This is a genomic window from Arthrobacter sp. AG258, assembly GCF_004364695.1.
In the GTDB taxonomy this organism is placed as follows: Bacteria; Actinomycetota; Actinomycetes; order Actinomycetales; family Micrococcaceae; genus Arthrobacter.
Genome location: NZ_SOBI01000001.1, coordinates 121,820 through 135,287, shown reverse-complemented (window position 1 = coordinate 135,287; position 13,468 = coordinate 121,820). Strand labels below are relative to the sequence as shown.

At 62.2% G+C, this 13,468-nt stretch carries 22 protein-coding genes; 21 read left to right on the top strand and 1 reads right to left on the bottom strand.

All coding sequences use genetic code 11. From position 1 onward, the window contains the following. From rplD to map, 21 genes are all read left to right on the top strand, one after another. The gene (gene rplD, locus DFO47_RS00625; protein ID WP_018760455.1) at positions 1 to 621 is read left to right on the top strand and encodes a 50S ribosomal protein L4; all 621 of its coding nucleotides are present in this window, start codon (positions 1 to 3) and stop codon (positions 619 to 621) included. Continuing rightward, a complete protein-coding gene (gene rplW / locus DFO47_RS00620; RefSeq protein ID WP_011692807.1) occupies positions 618 to 923 on the top strand; it encodes a 50S ribosomal protein L23 in 306 nt (101 codons plus the stop codon). The genes rplD and rplW overlap by 4 nt, the downstream gene beginning before the upstream one ends. Positions 924 to 952: 29 nt before the next feature. Continuing rightward, positions 953 to 1,792 (top strand): 50S ribosomal protein L2, encoded by an 840-nt coding sequence (gene rplB / locus DFO47_RS00615; RefSeq protein WP_026264302.1) that lies wholly within the window; start codon positions 953 to 955, stop codon positions 1,790 to 1,792. A 12-nt stretch (positions 1,793 to 1,804) separates the two neighbouring features. After that, complete coding sequence (rpsS, locus tag DFO47_RS00610) at positions 1,805 to 2,086, top strand: 30S ribosomal protein S19 (RefSeq protein ID WP_003803803.1); 282 nt, start codon at positions 1,805 to 1,807, stop codon at positions 2,084 to 2,086. Between the two features lie 38 nt (positions 2,087 to 2,124). Next, positions 2,125 to 2,490, top strand: a complete 366-nt coding sequence (rplV, locus tag DFO47_RS00605) for a 50S ribosomal protein L22 (RefSeq protein WP_009358304.1) — start codon at positions 2,125 to 2,127, stop codon at positions 2,488 to 2,490. After that, positions 2,491 to 3,321, top strand: a complete 831-nt coding sequence (gene rpsC, locus DFO47_RS00600) for a 30S ribosomal protein S3 (RefSeq protein ID WP_018760453.1) — start codon at positions 2,491 to 2,493, stop codon at positions 3,319 to 3,321. Further along, positions 3,322 to 3,738, top strand: coding sequence for a 50S ribosomal protein L16 (gene rplP / locus DFO47_RS00595; RefSeq protein WP_015937848.1), 417 nt, complete (start codon positions 3,322 to 3,324; stop codon positions 3,736 to 3,738). It begins immediately after the preceding gene. Positions 3,739 to 3,740: 2 nt separating this feature from the next. Continuing rightward, a complete protein-coding gene (gene rpmC / locus DFO47_RS21410; protein WP_018760452.1) occupies positions 3,741 to 4,070 on the top strand; it encodes a 50S ribosomal protein L29 in 330 nt (109 codons plus the stop codon). Further along, entirely contained in the window at positions 4,067 to 4,372 is a 306-nt protein-coding gene (rpsQ, locus tag DFO47_RS00585) for a 30S ribosomal protein S17 (RefSeq protein WP_018760451.1), read from the top strand. The genes rpmC and rpsQ overlap by 4 nt, the downstream gene beginning before the upstream one ends. Before the next feature lie 483 nt (positions 4,373 to 4,855). Then, entirely contained in the window at positions 4,856 to 5,224 is a 369-nt protein-coding gene (gene rplN / locus DFO47_RS00580; RefSeq protein WP_003803789.1) for a 50S ribosomal protein L14, read from the top strand. 3 nt (positions 5,225 to 5,227) lie between these two features. Next, positions 5,228 to 5,590, top strand: a complete 363-nt coding sequence (gene rplX, locus DFO47_RS00575; RefSeq protein ID WP_018760450.1) for a 50S ribosomal protein L24 — start codon at positions 5,228 to 5,230, stop codon at positions 5,588 to 5,590. Further along, positions 5,590 to 6,171, top strand: coding sequence for a 50S ribosomal protein L5 (rplE, locus tag DFO47_RS00570; protein WP_018760449.1), 582 nt, complete (start codon positions 5,590 to 5,592; stop codon positions 6,169 to 6,171). Before rplX ends, rplE begins: the two co-directional genes overlap by 1 nt. An 82-nt stretch (positions 6,172 to 6,253) precedes the next feature. Beyond that, the gene (gene rpsH, locus DFO47_RS00565; protein ID WP_018760448.1) at positions 6,254 to 6,652 is read left to right on the top strand and encodes a 30S ribosomal protein S8; all 399 of its coding nucleotides are present in this window, start codon (positions 6,254 to 6,256) and stop codon (positions 6,650 to 6,652) included. 18 nt (positions 6,653 to 6,670) lie between these two features. Then, on the top strand, positions 6,671 to 7,207 hold the full coding sequence (rplF, locus tag DFO47_RS00560) for a 50S ribosomal protein L6 (RefSeq protein WP_018760447.1): 537 nt from the start codon (positions 6,671 to 6,673) through the stop codon (positions 7,205 to 7,207). Between the two features lie 2 nt (positions 7,208 to 7,209). Next, positions 7,210 to 7,593, top strand: a complete 384-nt coding sequence (gene rplR / locus DFO47_RS00555; protein WP_018760446.1) for a 50S ribosomal protein L18 — start codon at positions 7,210 to 7,212, stop codon at positions 7,591 to 7,593. 26 nt (positions 7,594 to 7,619) lie between these two features. Beyond that, the gene (gene rpsE, locus DFO47_RS00550; protein ID WP_231369818.1) at positions 7,620 to 8,306 is read left to right on the top strand and encodes a 30S ribosomal protein S5; all 687 of its coding nucleotides are present in this window, start codon (positions 7,620 to 7,622) and stop codon (positions 8,304 to 8,306) included. Between the two features lie 2 nt (positions 8,307 to 8,308). After that, positions 8,309 to 8,515, top strand: coding sequence for a 50S ribosomal protein L30 (gene rpmD, locus DFO47_RS00545; RefSeq protein ID WP_018760444.1), 207 nt, complete (start codon positions 8,309 to 8,311; stop codon positions 8,513 to 8,515). Continuing rightward, positions 8,516 to 9,001 carry a 50S ribosomal protein L15 gene (gene rplO, locus DFO47_RS00540; RefSeq protein ID WP_013601817.1) on the top strand — a complete coding sequence of 162 codons (486 nt, stop codon included), beginning with the start codon at positions 8,516 to 8,518 and terminating at the stop codon, positions 8,999 to 9,001. It abuts the gene before it with no gap. A gap of 211 nt (positions 9,002 to 9,212) precedes the next feature. Beyond that, complete coding sequence (gene secY, locus DFO47_RS00535; RefSeq protein WP_026264301.1) at positions 9,213 to 10,523, top strand: preprotein translocase subunit SecY; 1,311 nt, start codon at positions 9,213 to 9,215, stop codon at positions 10,521 to 10,523. Positions 10,524 to 10,528: 5 nt separating this feature from the next. After that, positions 10,529 to 11,098 carry an adenylate kinase gene (locus DFO47_RS00530; RefSeq protein WP_018760442.1) on the top strand — a complete coding sequence of 190 codons (570 nt, stop codon included), beginning with the start codon at positions 10,529 to 10,531 and terminating at the stop codon, positions 11,096 to 11,098. Positions 11,099 to 11,170: 72 nt separating this feature from the next. Beyond that, positions 11,171 to 11,998, top strand: a complete 828-nt coding sequence (map, locus tag DFO47_RS00525) for a type I methionyl aminopeptidase (protein WP_018760441.1) — start codon at positions 11,171 to 11,173, stop codon at positions 11,996 to 11,998. Between the two features lie 106 nt (positions 11,999 to 12,104). Here map and DFO47_RS00520 read toward each other — a convergent pair whose 3' ends face one another. After that, complete coding sequence (locus DFO47_RS00520) at positions 12,105 to 13,454, bottom strand: ABC transporter substrate-binding protein (protein WP_133830324.1); 1,350 nt, start codon at positions 13,452 to 13,454, stop codon at positions 12,105 to 12,107. Between the last annotated feature and the right edge of the window lie 14 nt (positions 13,455 to 13,468).

The window sequence follows — 13,468 nt, the reverse complement described above, 5'->3', positions numbered from 1 at the left end:
ATGGCTAACACTGTCCAGGTTGACCTGCCTGCAGAGATCTTCGACGTTCAGACCAACGTGCCGCTGCTGCACCAGGTTGTCGTTGCCCAGCTCGCTGCTGCCCGCCAGGGAACCCACAAGACCAAGACCCGCGCTGAAGTTTCCGGTGCAGGACGCAAGCCGTTCAAGCAGAAGGGCACCGGCCGCGCCCGTCAGGGTTCCATCCGTGCTCCCCACATGACCGGCGGTGGCGTTGTCCACGGTCCCACCCCGCGTGACTACAGCCAGCGGACCCCCAAGAAGATGATTGCTGCTGCACTGCGCGGCGCACTCTCCGACCGGGCCCGCAACGGACGCATCCACGTTGTCGCTGAACTGGTTGAAGGCACCAAGCCTTCCGCCAAGACCGCACTGGCAACGCTCCGCGGTGTTTCCGACCGCAAGAACCTGCTGGTCGTCATCGAGCGCGACAACGACGTTGCCGCACTGTCCGTGCGCAACCTCGCCGGCGTTCACGTTCTGTACGCAGACCAGCTGAACACCTACGACGTTCTCGTCTCCGATGACGTTGTCTTCACCAAGGCAGCCTACGAAGCATTCGTAGCCGCCAAGGCAGCTAAGAACGAGGAGGATGCCAAGTGAGTGCAGCCACCATCAAGGATCCCCGCGACGTCGTGCTTGCACCCGTCGTGTCGGAAAAGAGCTACGGCCTGATCGACGAGGGCAAGTACACCTTCCTGGTGGACCCCCGTTCGAACAAGACCGAGATCAAGCTGGCCGTGGAGAAGATCTTCTCCGTCAAGGTCGAATCGATCAACACCATCAACCGTGCCGGTAAGCGCAAGCGCACCAAATTCGGATGGGGTACCCGCAAGAACACCAAGCGTGCGATTGTCACCCTCAAAGAAGGCACCATCGACATCTTCGGCGGTCCGCTCGCGTAGCGGAGACCACTTTAACGAGGAAATAAATTATGGGAATCCGTAAGTACAAGCCGACTACCCCGGGCCGTCGTGGCTCGAGCGTAGCGGACTTTATCGAAATCACGCGGTCGACGCCGGAAAAGTCGTTGGTACGTCCGCTGCCCAAGAAGGGCGGCCGTAACAACACCGGTAAGATCACCACCCGCCACAAAGGCGGTGGACACAAGCGCCAGTACCGTCTGATCGACTTCCGTCGCCACGACAAGGACGGCGTCAACGCCCGCGTTGCCGAAATCGAGTACGATCCGAACCGCACGGCTCGCATCGCCCTCCTGCACTACGTTGATGGCACCAAGCGTTACATCATCGCCCCCAACAAGCTCTCCCAGGGTGACGTTGTGGAGGCAGGTGCCGGTGCAGACATCAAGCCCGGTAACAACCTGCCCCTGCTCAACATCCCGGTGGGTACCGTCATCCACGCAGTTGAACTGCGCCCGGGCGGCGGCGCCAAGATGGGCCGCTCCGCCGGTGCATCCATCCAGCTCGTTGCCAAGGAAGGCCGTTTCGCCCAGCTGCGCCTGCCTTCCGGCGAAATCCGCAACGTTGACGTGCGCTGCCGCGCAACCGTCGGCGAGGTCGGCAACGCCGAGCAGTCGAACATCAACTGGGGCAAGGCCGGCCGTATGCGGTGGAAGGGCGTCCGCCCGACCGTCCGTGGTGTCGCCATGAACCCGGTTGACCACCCGCACGGTGGTGGTGAGGGTAAGACGTCCGGTGGACGTAACCCCGTCAACCCGAACGGTAAGCGTGAAGGCCGCACCCGCCGCCCGAACAAAGAGAGCGACAAGCTTATTGTGCGTCGCCGTCGTACTGGCAAGAACAAGCGATAGGAGCCTGGACACATGCCACGCAGCCTGAAAAAAGGTCCTTTCGTTGACCAGCACCTCTTTGTGAAGGTCGCCAGGGAAAACGAAAAGGGCACCAAGAACGTCATCAAGACCTGGTCCCGCCGTTCGATGATCATCCCCGACATGCTCGGGCACACGATCGCCGTACACGACGGACGCAAGCACATCCCGGTGTTTGTCACTGAGTCGATGGTCGGGCACAAGCTCGGCGAATTCGCTCCCACGCGGACATTCCGCGGCCATGTCAAGGACGACCGTAAGGGCAAGCGCCGCTAGGCGCCTGCGTTTACGTCAAAGACGAGAGAAGGAAAGCAATGGAAGCCAAGGCAATTGCGCGCCACATCCGCGTAACGCCTATGAAGGCCCGGCGCGTCGTCAACCTTGTTCGTGGATTGCAAGCGAATGAGGCTCTGGCAATTCTGAAGTTTGCCCCCCAGGCAGCTTCGGAGCCGGTATTCAAGGTAGTTCAGTCGGCAATCTCCAACGCCCGGGTCCTCGCGGACCGCGACGGCGTGGCGTTTGACGAAGGTGACCTCATCATCAGCGAAGCGTTTGTTGATGAAGGCCCGACCATGAAGCGGTTCCAGCCGCGTGCCCAGGGTCGTGCATTTCAGATCAAGAAGCGCACCAGCCACATCACCGTGGTAGTCGCTACCCCGGAGAAAGAGGAGGCTCGCTAAGTGGGACAGAAAGTAAACCCGCACGGGTTCCGACTCGGCATCACCACCGATCACGTATCGCACTGGTTCGCTGACAGCACCAAGGCCGGCCAGCGGTACAAGGACTTCGTTCGCGAAGACATCCGCATCCGCCAGCTCATGTCCACGGGCATGGAGCGCGCCGGTATCGCCAAGGTCGAGATCGAGCGCACCCGTGACCGTGTCCGCGTGGATATCCACACGGCCCGTCCCGGCATCGTCATCGGCCGCCGTGGAGCAGAAGCAGACCGCATCCGCGGCGAGCTCGAGAAGCTCACCGGCAAGCAGGTCCAGCTGAACATCCTCGAGGTCAAGAACCCCGAGATGGAAGCCCAGCTTGTGGCCCAGGGCGTTGCAGAGCAGCTGACTTCCCGCGTGGCATTCCGCCGTGCGATGAAGAAGGCCATGCAGTCCGCACAGCGTGCAGGTGCCAAGGGCATCCGTATCGCCTGCTCGGGCCGCCTCGGTGGCGCTGAAATGTCCCGCTCGGAGTTCTACCGCGAAGGCCGTGTGCCCCTGCACACCCTCCGCGCGAACATCGACTACGGCTTCTACGAAGCCAAGACCACCTTCGGCCGCATTGGTGTGAAGGTCTGGATCTACAAGGGCGACGTCACTGCCAAAGAACTGGCCGCCCAGGCTGCCTCGGCACCGTCCCGCGGCAACCGTGGCGACCGTCCCGGCCGTCCGGGTGGCGCCGACCGCGGTGACCGCCGCCGTCGCAACGACCGCCCGGCCGCTGACGCAGCTCCTGCTGCTGAAGCTCCGGCAGCTGAAGCTGCACCTGCAGCAGCAGAAGGAGGACAGGCTTAAATGCTTATCCCACGTCGAGTCAAGCACCGTAAGCAGCACCACCCGGGTCGTTCCGGCGCTGCAACGGGCGGCACCGAGGTCTCGTTCGGTGAGTGGGGTATCCAGGCTCTGAGCCCGGCATACGTCACCAACCGCCAGATCGAATCTGCCCGTATCGCGATGACCCGCCACATCAAGCGTGGCGGTAAGGTCTGGATCAACATCTACCCGGACCGTCCCCTGACCAAGAAGCCTGCCGAAACCCGCATGGGTTCCGGTAAGGGTTCGCCGGAATGGTGGGTCGCCAACGTCAAGCCGGGCCGGGTTCTGTTCGAACTCTCCGGTGTCAATGAAGAGGTAGCTCGCGAGGCCCTGCGCCTGGCAATCCACAAGCTGCCGTTGAAGGCACGCATTGTGCGTCGCGAAGGTGGTGAGTAGAAATGGCAGTAGGATCCAAGGATCTGGCTCCCGCACAGCTGGACGGTTTCGACAACGAGCGTCTCGTTGAAGAACTCCGCAAGGCCAAGGAAGAGCTGTTCAACCTGCGCTTCCAGTCCGCCACCGGACAGCTGGAGAACCACGGTCGCCTGCGTGCAGTAAAGAAGGACATTGCCCGCATCTACACCGTTCTCCGCGAACGCGAGCTGGGCATTCGTGCCGAGGTTGCCGCACCGGTTGTGGAAGCCAAGGAAGAAAAGAAGTCCAAGAAGGCTGCAACCAAGAAGGCCGAAAAGGCTGAAACGGTTGAGACCGAGGAGGATGCCAAGTGAGTGAAAAGGACGAGAACGTGACGGAAACTGCTACCGCCGCCAAGGCTGGGGAGCGCGGTTACCGCAAGACGCGTCGCGGCTACGTGGTCTCCGACAAGATGGAAAAGACCATCGTTGTTGAGGTTGAGGACCGCGTAAAGCACGCCCTGTACGGCAAGGTTATCCGCCGTACATCCAAGGTCAAGGCACACGACGAAGAGAACACCGCCGGAATCGGCGACCTCGTTGTCATCGCCGAGACCCGTCCGCTGTCCGCCACCAAGAACTGGCGGCTCGTGGAAATCCTCGAGAAGGCCAAGTAGCACCTGCTGCTTAGCTGTTGCCCCTGCTCCCTTCCGGGAGTGGGGGCTTCCTCGTTTAAATGGCCGGCAGTGTCACGCCAGGCACCCTTCGGACGCCGCGGACGACGCCGGCGCCTGGGCCGGCGGGGGACAGGCACCATGGGTGGGCCGAAAGGCTGCCGTGCGTGACGCCGTCGTCCGTCTTGCGGTGCGGATGCGAGGGGTGATATGGGGACTGGCGGAAAACGTGCTAGGATATTGAGTTTGTATGGCGCCTTCTGTGCGCCGTCATCAACCTCGTAAACAAGCGTGCCACAGCATAGTGCCCCTGTGCGCCCGGGATCCGTCCCGGACCGGATGGGAGCAACTGCTTCTGGCACGGGCGTTTAGGCCTGGTCTGGCAAAATCCAGGCAGGTCAAGAGACACCCCGATCAACCGTTCCGCAAGGCTCATTCCGTAGCAAGACCACGGCCTGAGAACCGGCGCGACGCAAGGAGTAAATAGTGATTCAGCAGGAGTCGCGACTGAAGGTCGCCGACAACACGGGTGCTAAGGAAATCCTTACCATTCGCGTTCTCGGTGGATCCGGCCGTCGCTACGCAGGCATCGGCGACGTCATCGTCGCCACCGTCAAGGATGCAATCCCGGGCGGCAACGTAAAGAAGGGCGATGTGGTCAAGGCCGTCATCGTCCGTACCAAGAAGGAACGCCGCCGTGCGGATGGTTCCTACATCAAGTTTGACGAGAACGCAGCTGTGATCCTGAAGAACGACGGTGACCCCCGCGGTACCCGTATCTTCGGACCGGTTGGTCGTGAACTGCGTGACAAGAAGTTCATGAAGATCGTTTCTCTGGCTCCGGAGGTGCTCTAGTCCATGGCTGCAAAGATCAAGAAGGGTGACCTGGTTCAGGTCATCACTGGCGCCAAGGCTGAGCGCGGCGGCGACCGTGGCAAGCAGGGCAAGGTTCTGCGCGTTTTCACCGACACCAACCGCGTGCTGGTTGAGGGCGTTAACCGCGTCACCAAGCACACTCGGGTTGGACAGTCGCAGCGCGGCACCAAGACCGGCGGCATCGAGGTTGTAGAGGCCCCGATTCACGTTTCCAACGTGGCCCTGGTTGACCCGTCGACCAAGAAGCCGACCCGCGTGGGCTTCCGCCTCGACACTGTGGAGAAGAACGGCGTCAAGAAGACCGTCCGCATCCGCGTGTCCAAGAGCACCGGGAAGGACATCTAATGACCGAGACTATCGAGACCCCGGCAACGAAGATCGTTCCTCGTCTGAAGACCAAGTACGCCGAATCCATCAAGGCTGCGCTGCAGGATGAATTCAAGTACTCGAACGTGAACCAGGTACCCCGTCTGGTGAAGGTTGTTGTGAACATGGGTGTTGGAGATGCCGCCAAGGACTCCAAGCTGATCGACGGCGCTGTCCGCGACCTCACCCAGATCACCGGCCAGAAGCCGCAGGTTACCAAGGCCCGCAAGTCGATCGCACAGTTCAAGCTGCGCGAAGGCATGCCCATCGGTGCACACGCAACCCTGCGTGGCGACCGCATGTGGGAATTCGTGGACCGCCTGGTCAGCCTGGCCCTGCCCCGTATCCGCGACTTCCGCGGCCTCAGTGGCAAGCAGTTCGATGGCAATGGCAACTACACCTTCGGTCTGACCGAGCAGGTTATGTTCCACGAAATCGACCAGGACAAGATCGACCGCGTCCGCGGTATGGACATCACGGTTGTCACCACCGCGAAGACCGACGACGAAGGCCGTGCGCTGCTCAAGGCGCTTGGTTTCCCGTTCAAAACCGAAGCTTAATTAACTACGTAAAAGGTCCGGCTGCTCCGCTCCCCAGCGGACGGAACGGCGGAAACCGTTATGAGGAAGGGCATGAGCCCACATGACAATGACAGATCCTGTCGCAGATATGCTTACGCGCCTGCGTAACGCAAACTCGGCGTACCACGACTCCGTGACTATGCCGTACAGCAAGCTCAAGGCACGCGTTGCCGACATCCTCAAGGCCGAAGGTTTCATCGCCGGCTGGAAGGAAGAGGACGCAGAGGTTGGCAAGAAGCTGACCCTCGAACTCAAGTTCGGTCCGAACCGCGAGCGTTCCATCGCCGGTGTACGCCGGATCTCCAAGCCGGGTCTCCGCGTTTACGCGAAGTCCACCAACCTCCCGCACGTGCTCGGTGGCCTGGGTATCGCAATCCTGTCCACCTCTTCCGGCCTCCTGACTGACAAGCAGGCCGGCAAGAAGGGCGTGGGCGGCGAAGTCCTCGCGTACGTCTGGTAACGGGAAAGGAAGAGAATAATGTCACGTATTGGACGTCTCCCCATCACCGTTCCTGCCGGCGTTGAGGTCAAGGTTGACGGCTCTGTCGTCAGCGTCAAGGGTTCCAAGGGGGAGCTTAGCCACACTGTGGCCAGCCCCATCGAGGTTGCCCTGGACGAGAACACCCTGACCGTTACCCGCCCGAACGATGAGCGCGCCTCCCGTTCACTCCACGGCCTGACCCGCACCCTGATCGCCAACATGATCCAGGGCGTCACCGCAGGCTACGAGAAGAAGCTTGAAATCGTCGGTACCGGTTACCGCGTTCAGGCCAAGGGATCTGACCTTGAGTTCGCTCTCGGCTTCAGCCACCCGGTCAGCGTTTCCGCTCCGGCCGGCATCACCTTTGCAGTAGAGGGTCCGACCAAGCTCTCTGTCTCAGGCATCAACAAGCAGCAGGTCGGCGAAGTTGCTGCCAACATTCGCAAGCTGCGCAAGCCTGACCCCTACAAGGGCAAGGGCATCCGTTACGCCGGCGAAGTCATCCGCCGCAAGGTCGGAAAGGCTGGTAAGTAACCATGGCCATCGCCATTAACAAGAAGCGTACGAACAAGAGCAAGGCAGCTGCACGCAGCCGCCGCCAGCTTCGTATCCGCAAGCGCATTGCCGGTACGGCTGCCCGCCCCCGTTTGGTGGTTAACCGCTCCGCACGCCACGTATTTGTCCAGGTTGTCGATGACAGCATTGGCCAGACCGTAGCAAGCGCGTCCACTCTGGAAGCTGACCTTCGTGCATTCGACGGTGACAAGACTGCCAAGGCCAAGCGCGTCGGCGAGCTCGTTGCCGAACGTGCCAAGGCTGCCGGTGTCGAGGCTGTCGTATTCGACCGTGGTGGTAACAAGTACCACGGCCGGATCGCCGCCGTCGCCGACGGTGCACGCGAAGGTGGGCTGTCACTGTGACCGAAGCAAACAAGGAAAAGGACACTGTGTCTGCAGATCAGAAGGCGCCCGAAGCCGCAGCTGCTGAGACCACTGCCCCCGCTGCTGAGGACCGCCGTGGTGGCGCCCGTCGCGGCGAGCGTGGAGACCGTGGCCAGGGCCGCGGCGACCGCGGTGGCCGTGGCGGCCGCGACGGTGGCCGTGAAGCCGAAAAGAACCAGTTCGTAGAGCGCGTTGTCACCATCAACCGCGTTTCCAAGGTCGTCAAGGGTGGTCGTCGCTTCAGCTTCACCGCTCTGGTGGTCGTTGGTGACGGTAACGGCATGGTCGGGGTCGGCTACGGCAAGGCCAAGGAAGTTCCCGCTGCTATCGCCAAGGGCGTTGAAGAGGCCAAGAAGTCCTTCTTCCGCGTTCCCCGCGTCGGCAGCACCATCCCGCACCGTGTTCAGGGTGAAGCCGCTGCCGGCGTCGTAATGCTGCGTCCGGCCTCCGCCGGTACCGGTGTTATCGCCGGTGGTCCGGTCCGTGCAGTACTGGAGTGCGTGGGCATCCACGACATCCTCTCCAAGTCGCTCGGTTCCTCCAACGCCATCAACATCGTTCACGCGACCGTTGATGCCCTGAAGCGCCTCGAAGAGCCGGCATCCGTGGCAGCACGCCGCGGCCTGCCGCTGGACGAGGTTGCTCCCCAGGCACTGGTGAAGGCCCTTCTCGCCCCGAAGGCAGGTGCCTAGTCATGGCTAAGAACCTGGTCCCCTCCGACGCTCAGTTGGAGATCACTCAGATCAAGTCCGCCATTGGCGGCAAGCAGAACCAGCGCGACACCCTGCGGTCGCTCGGCCTGAAGCGGATCGGACACACCGTTGTCCGCACCGCCGACGCCGTGACCGTCGGGATGATCAACACGGTTCCGCACCTGGTAAAGGTAGAGGAGGCGAAGTAAATGGCAGAGAACACTGCTGATAAGGCACAGGCTGCTGAGAAGCAGAACGCCCTGAAGGTTCACCACCTGCGTCCCGCTCCGGGTGCCAAGACCGCCAAGACCCGTGTTGGTCGTGGTGAGGCATCCAAGGGTAAGACCGCCGGCCGCGGTACCAAGGGTACGGCTGCCCGCTACCAGGTGAAGGCTGGCTTTGCCGGCGGCCAATTGCCGCTGCACATGCGCCTGCCGAAGCTGCGCGGCTTCAAGAACCCGTTCCGGGTTGAGTTCCAGGTTGTAAACCTGGACAAGCTCAACGAGCTGTTCCCGGAAGGTGGCGCAGTCACCGTGGAGAACCTGGTCGAAAAGGGTGCCGTTCGCAAGAACCAGCCCGTCAAGGTGCTGGGCACCGGCGACATCACCGTCAAGGTTGACGTCACCGCCCACGCATTCTCGGCCAGTGCCGCAGAAAAGATTGCCGCAGCAGGCGGAAGCACCACCGCCCTCTAAAGGGACGGCGCCAGCTGTTGAACTCCCGGTATCCGCGGGCTTTGGCCCCGGATACCGGGAGTTTTCCATATCCGCCGGGCGAATTTTTCCTGCCTTCCGGCGCACCCCGGCGGGGATGGATTGTTCGCATGGCGCATCAAACCGTTAGACTCGGTTGTCGGGATTTATCAAGTTCCGCAACCCCACTCTTATTGACACCACAGGAGGACGCTTGCTTAGCGCATTTGGCCGGGCCTTTCGCACGCCTGATCTGCGACGCAAGTTGTTGTTCACGCTGGGAATCATCACCATCTTCCGCTTGGGTGCTTTCATTCCCTCGCCCGGTGTGAACTACCAGAATGTCCAGCAATGCTTGCATAACGGTCAGACTGCCGGCGGGCTGTACCAGCTCGTCAACCTTTTCAGCGGCGGCGCGTTGCTCCAGGTGTCCATCTTCGCCCTGGGCATCATGCCGTACATCACGGCCAGCATCATCGTCCAGCTGCTCCGGGTGGTCATTCCCCGGTTCCAGCAGCTCTACGACGAGGGCGCATCGGGCCAGTCCAAGCTGACCCAGTACACCCGCTACCTCACCATCGCCCTGGGCCTGCTCAACGCCACCACTTTGGTGTCCCTGGCCCGCTCCGGCCAGCTTCTGCCGGGCTGCCAGCTCCCGGTGATCCCGGACACGAGCATCATCACCACCATCCTGATCATCATCACCCTCACGGCCGGCACCGGCCTGATCATGTGGATGGGCGAGCTCGTCACCGAAAAGGGTGTGGGCAACGGCATGTCGCTGCTGATCTTCACCTCCATCGCAGCGCAGTTCCCCACCTCGCTCGGCGCGATCTGGACCTCCCAGGGACCGGGGACTTTCTTCCTCGTCCTGGTGGTGGGCCTTCTCACGGTTGCCCTGGTGGTCTTCGTGGAACAGTCCCAGCGGCGCGTTCCGGTCCAGTACGCCAAGCGGATGATCGGCCGCCGGACCGTGGGCGGAACCAGCACCTACATTCCCATCAAAGTGAACATGGCCGGCGTCATTCCGGTGATCTTCGCTTCCTCCATGCTTTACATTCCAGGGCTGATCGCACAGTTCAACCAGCCTCGGAACGGCGAGCAGCTCCAGCCGTGGGTTGAATGGATAAACAACAACCTGACCCGCGGTGACCACCCGATCTACATGGCGGTTTACTTCCTCCTGATCGTGTTCTTCACCTACTTCTACGTCGCGATTACCTTCAACCCTGAAGAAGTCTCGGACAACATGAAGAAGTACGGCGGCTTCATTCCAGGTATCCGCGCCGGCCGGCCGACCGCGGACTACCTGCAGTACGTGCTCTCGCGGATCACGCTGCCCGGCGCCCTCTACCTGGGTTTCGTGGCACTGATTCCACTGGTGGCACTGGTACTGATCAACGCAAACCAGAACTTCCCGTTCGGTGGCACCTCGATCCTGATCATGGTGGGCGTTGGCCTGGAGACCGTCAAGCAAATTGATGCGCAGCTACAACAACGTCACTACGAAGGGCTTTTGCGATGACGAGAATGCTGATTATTGGACCTCCCGGTTCCGGAAAAGGAACGCAGGCGGAGCGGATTTCAGAACGCCTTGGCGTTGTGGCCATCTCCACCGGCGATATCTTCCGCGCCAACGTGAAGGGCGAAACCCCGCTCGGCATCGAGGCGAAGAAGTACATGGACAACGGTGACTTCGTGCCGGACAGCGTGACCAACAAGATGGTGCGTGACCGCCTGGGCGAATCCGACGTCGAAAACGGCTTCCTGCTGGACGGCTACCCGCGCACCACCGCGCAGGTGGACTACCTTGACGAGATCCTCGCCGACGGCGACGAGAAGCTCGACGTGGTGCTGCAGCTGACGGCCGACGACGAGGAACTGGTTCATCGCCTCCTGGGCCGGGCCAAGGAAACGGGCCGGAGCGACGACAACGAAGCCGTCATCCGCCACCGCCTTGACCTCTACCACGAGCAGACGGAGGCCGTGGTGGCGAAGTATGCCGAGCGTGGCATCCTGACCCAGGTGGACGGGATCGGTCCCATCGATGAAGTAACCAACCGCGTGATGCAGGCCATCAAGGCTGCACAGGCAGCCTGACCCAAGGCGCCACGGTTATCGAGGCTCCTCCCGGAATCCGGGAGGAGCCTCAGCCATTTGAAAGGACACACCATGGCCTTCGGCCAACCCCGCATCGAATTCAAGAACAACGCCCAGATGCGCACCATGCATGAAGCCGGACTGGTCCTCAGCCGCGCGCTGGATGCCGCCGTCGCCGCCGCAGTGCCTGGTGTCACCACCAAGCACCTGGACGACGTCTTCGCAGCGGTCCTCAACGAAGCGGGCGCGAAATCCAACTTCCTGGGCTATCACGGCTTCCCCGCCACCATCTGCACGTCAGTGAACGAGGAAGTGGTCCACGGTATCCCGGGCAGCCGGGTCCTGCAGGACGGTGACATCATTTCCATCGACGGCGGAGCCATCGTCGACGGCTGGCACTCCGATTCCGCGCGGTCCGTGATCGTGGGCACAGCGGATCCCGAAGACCAGCGGCTCTCCGACGTCACCGAGGCAGCCATGTGGCGTGGCATCGCGGCGCTGGCCACGGGAAGCCATGTGGGCGATATCGGTGCCGCCATCGACGATTACGTCTCTTCCGTTCCGGGCAAGCCCCTGGGCATCCTGGAGGACTACGTGGGCCACGGCATTGGCTCCGAGATGCACATGGCCCCGGACGTGCTGAACTACCGCACCAACCACCGGGGACCGAAGATCAAGCCAGGCCTGTGCCTTGCCATCGAACCCATGCTGGTCCGTGGCGGCATCGACACCGCGGTTCTTGAGGACGACTGGACCGTGGTCACCACCGACGGCAAGCGGTCCTGCCAGTGGGAGCATTCGGTTGCTGTGCATGAGAAGGGCATCTGGGTGCTTTCGGCCCCCGACGGCGGCGCGGAGCACCTGGTGCCGCTGGGCGTCACACCCGTTCCCATCCCTTAGGCCAAACCGCCAAGAGCGGTACGACGCGTGTTTTCCTCAGCGACACGCAAAAGCCCTGGCGAACCCATAAACGGGGTTCGCCAGGGCTTTTGCGTGTCGAAAAGCGTTAAGCCTTCAGCTTCGGCTTCACATCCCGGTCGTAGATCCCCTGCAGGGTGCTCTTCAGGTCCGTCATGGAGGACTTGACGTCGCCCTGCTGGGTGAGGATCTTCGCGGCAGCCTTCGCCATCTCCTGGTCTGCGCCCGGCAGGAACACCCGGGCGTTGTCCTGGACCTTCGTGACGGCCAGTTGGTCCATGGCCGTCTTGATCTGCGGCGTCTTGGCCAGGACCGCCGTCATGTCGGCAGACTTGCGGGTGGGCATGTAGCCGGTGGCGGCAGAGAACTCCGCGGTGCTCTCCGGCTGCGTGATGAACTTCAGGAACGTACCCGCGGCCAGCTGTTCCTCCTTGGTGATCCCGCTCGGAATGCCCAGGCCGGCGCCGCCGGTGGGGCATACGTTGGACTGCGCCTTCGGGCCGCCCGGCAGGAAGCCTACGCCCACATTGAACTTGGCGGACTTCAGGATTCCCAGCAGCGAGCCGGTGGAGGAAATGGTGGTGGAGGTCAGGCCGGCGGAGAAATCGTCTGCGGCTTCCTTGGAGGAGACGCCTGCCCACTTGTCCTTGTAGATCGAGTCCTGGGCCCACTGCAGCGCCGCCACGGACTCGGTTGAGTCGCACGTGATGTCCCATTCGTTGGACCAGCCGCCGCCCCAGCCCCACAGCATGTTCTGCAGCGTCCACCCCGCATAGCCGGCCAGGGCCGGGTAGATGTAGGCGTACTGGGCGCCGGAGCTCGCCTTCAGCTTGGGTGCCCATTCCCCGAACTCGTCCCAGGTCTTGGGGGCGCGGTCGGGCAGGCCCGCGGCGGCGAAGTGATCCTTGTTGTAGTAGAACAGGGGCGTTGAGCGGCCGTAGGGGAGGGCCCACTGCTTGCCGTCGTATTTGTAGTCGTCCACCAAGGACTTCTGGAAATCGTCCATCTTCATGTCCAGCTGCTTGGTGAGGCTGTCGACGGGGATGATGCTGCCGTTGGTGTAATAGCGGAACCACCAGACGTCGGACAGGACCACGACGCCGGGGAGGCCCGACTTGGCCGCCTGCGCGGTCTGGAATTTCTGGGCGATCTCCTCATAGTTGGCGCCGGCCGTAACCAGGTTGACCGTGATGTCCGGGTTCTGGACGTGGAATTTGTCGATCAGGCTCTTTTCGACGTCCTGGGACTGGCCAGGGTGGCTGGACCAGAAGTCGATCTTGGCCGCAGGCTTTACCCCGCTGAAGTCGATGTCGGCCGCTTGGGACGTGGCCTGGCCGCCGCCGGTGGTGGAGGGTCCGCCGCATGCTGCCAGGGCGGCCGCGGAGGCGGTAGCCCCTGCCAGGCCCAGGAAATGCCTCCGGTCCAGATGCAATGCCATGCGAGTTCCTTTCG

Bases quoted from the DNA above. Each gene is read 5' to 3' on its own strand.
- rplF (WP_018760447.1), top strand. From the start codon at position 6,671: ATGTCACGTATTGGACGTCTCCCCATCACCGTTCCTGCCGGCGTTGAG.
- DFO47_RS00530 (WP_018760442.1), top strand. From the start codon at position 10,529: ATGCTGATTATTGGACCTCCCGGTTCCGGAAAAGGAACGCAGGCGGAG.
- rpsS (WP_003803803.1), top strand. From the start codon at position 1,805: ATGCCACGCAGCCTGAAAAAAGGTCCTTTCGTTGACCAGCACCTCTTT.
- rplX (WP_018760450.1), top strand. From the start codon at position 5,228: ATGGCTGCAAAGATCAAGAAGGGTGACCTGGTTCAGGTCATCACTGGC.
- rplO (WP_013601817.1), top strand. From the start codon at position 8,516: ATGGCAGAGAACACTGCTGATAAGGCACAGGCTGCTGAGAAGCAGAAC.
- rplR (WP_018760446.1), top strand. From the start codon at position 7,210: ATGGCCATCGCCATTAACAAGAAGCGTACGAACAAGAGCAAGGCAGCT.
- rpmC (WP_018760452.1), top strand. From the start codon at position 3,741: ATGGCAGTAGGATCCAAGGATCTGGCTCCCGCACAGCTGGACGGTTTC.
- rplB (WP_026264302.1), top strand. From the start codon at position 953: ATGGGAATCCGTAAGTACAAGCCGACTACCCCGGGCCGTCGTGGCTCG.
- rpmD (WP_018760444.1), top strand. From the start codon at position 8,309: ATGGCTAAGAACCTGGTCCCCTCCGACGCTCAGTTGGAGATCACTCAG.
- rpsH (WP_018760448.1), top strand. From the start codon at position 6,254: ATGACAATGACAGATCCTGTCGCAGATATGCTTACGCGCCTGCGTAAC.
- DFO47_RS00520 (WP_133830324.1), bottom strand. From the start codon at position 13,454: ATGGCATTGCATCTGGACCGGAGGCATTTCCTGGGCCTGGCAGGGGCT.
- rplD (WP_018760455.1), top strand. From the start codon at position 1: ATGGCTAACACTGTCCAGGTTGACCTGCCTGCAGAGATCTTCGACGTT.
- rplP (WP_015937848.1), top strand. From the start codon at position 3,322: ATGCTTATCCCACGTCGAGTCAAGCACCGTAAGCAGCACCACCCGGGT.
- rplE (WP_018760449.1), top strand. From the start codon at position 5,590: ATGACCGAGACTATCGAGACCCCGGCAACGAAGATCGTTCCTCGTCTG.
- rplV (WP_009358304.1), top strand. From the start codon at position 2,125: ATGGAAGCCAAGGCAATTGCGCGCCACATCCGCGTAACGCCTATGAAG.
- map (WP_018760441.1), top strand. From the start codon at position 11,171: ATGGCCTTCGGCCAACCCCGCATCGAATTCAAGAACAACGCCCAGATG.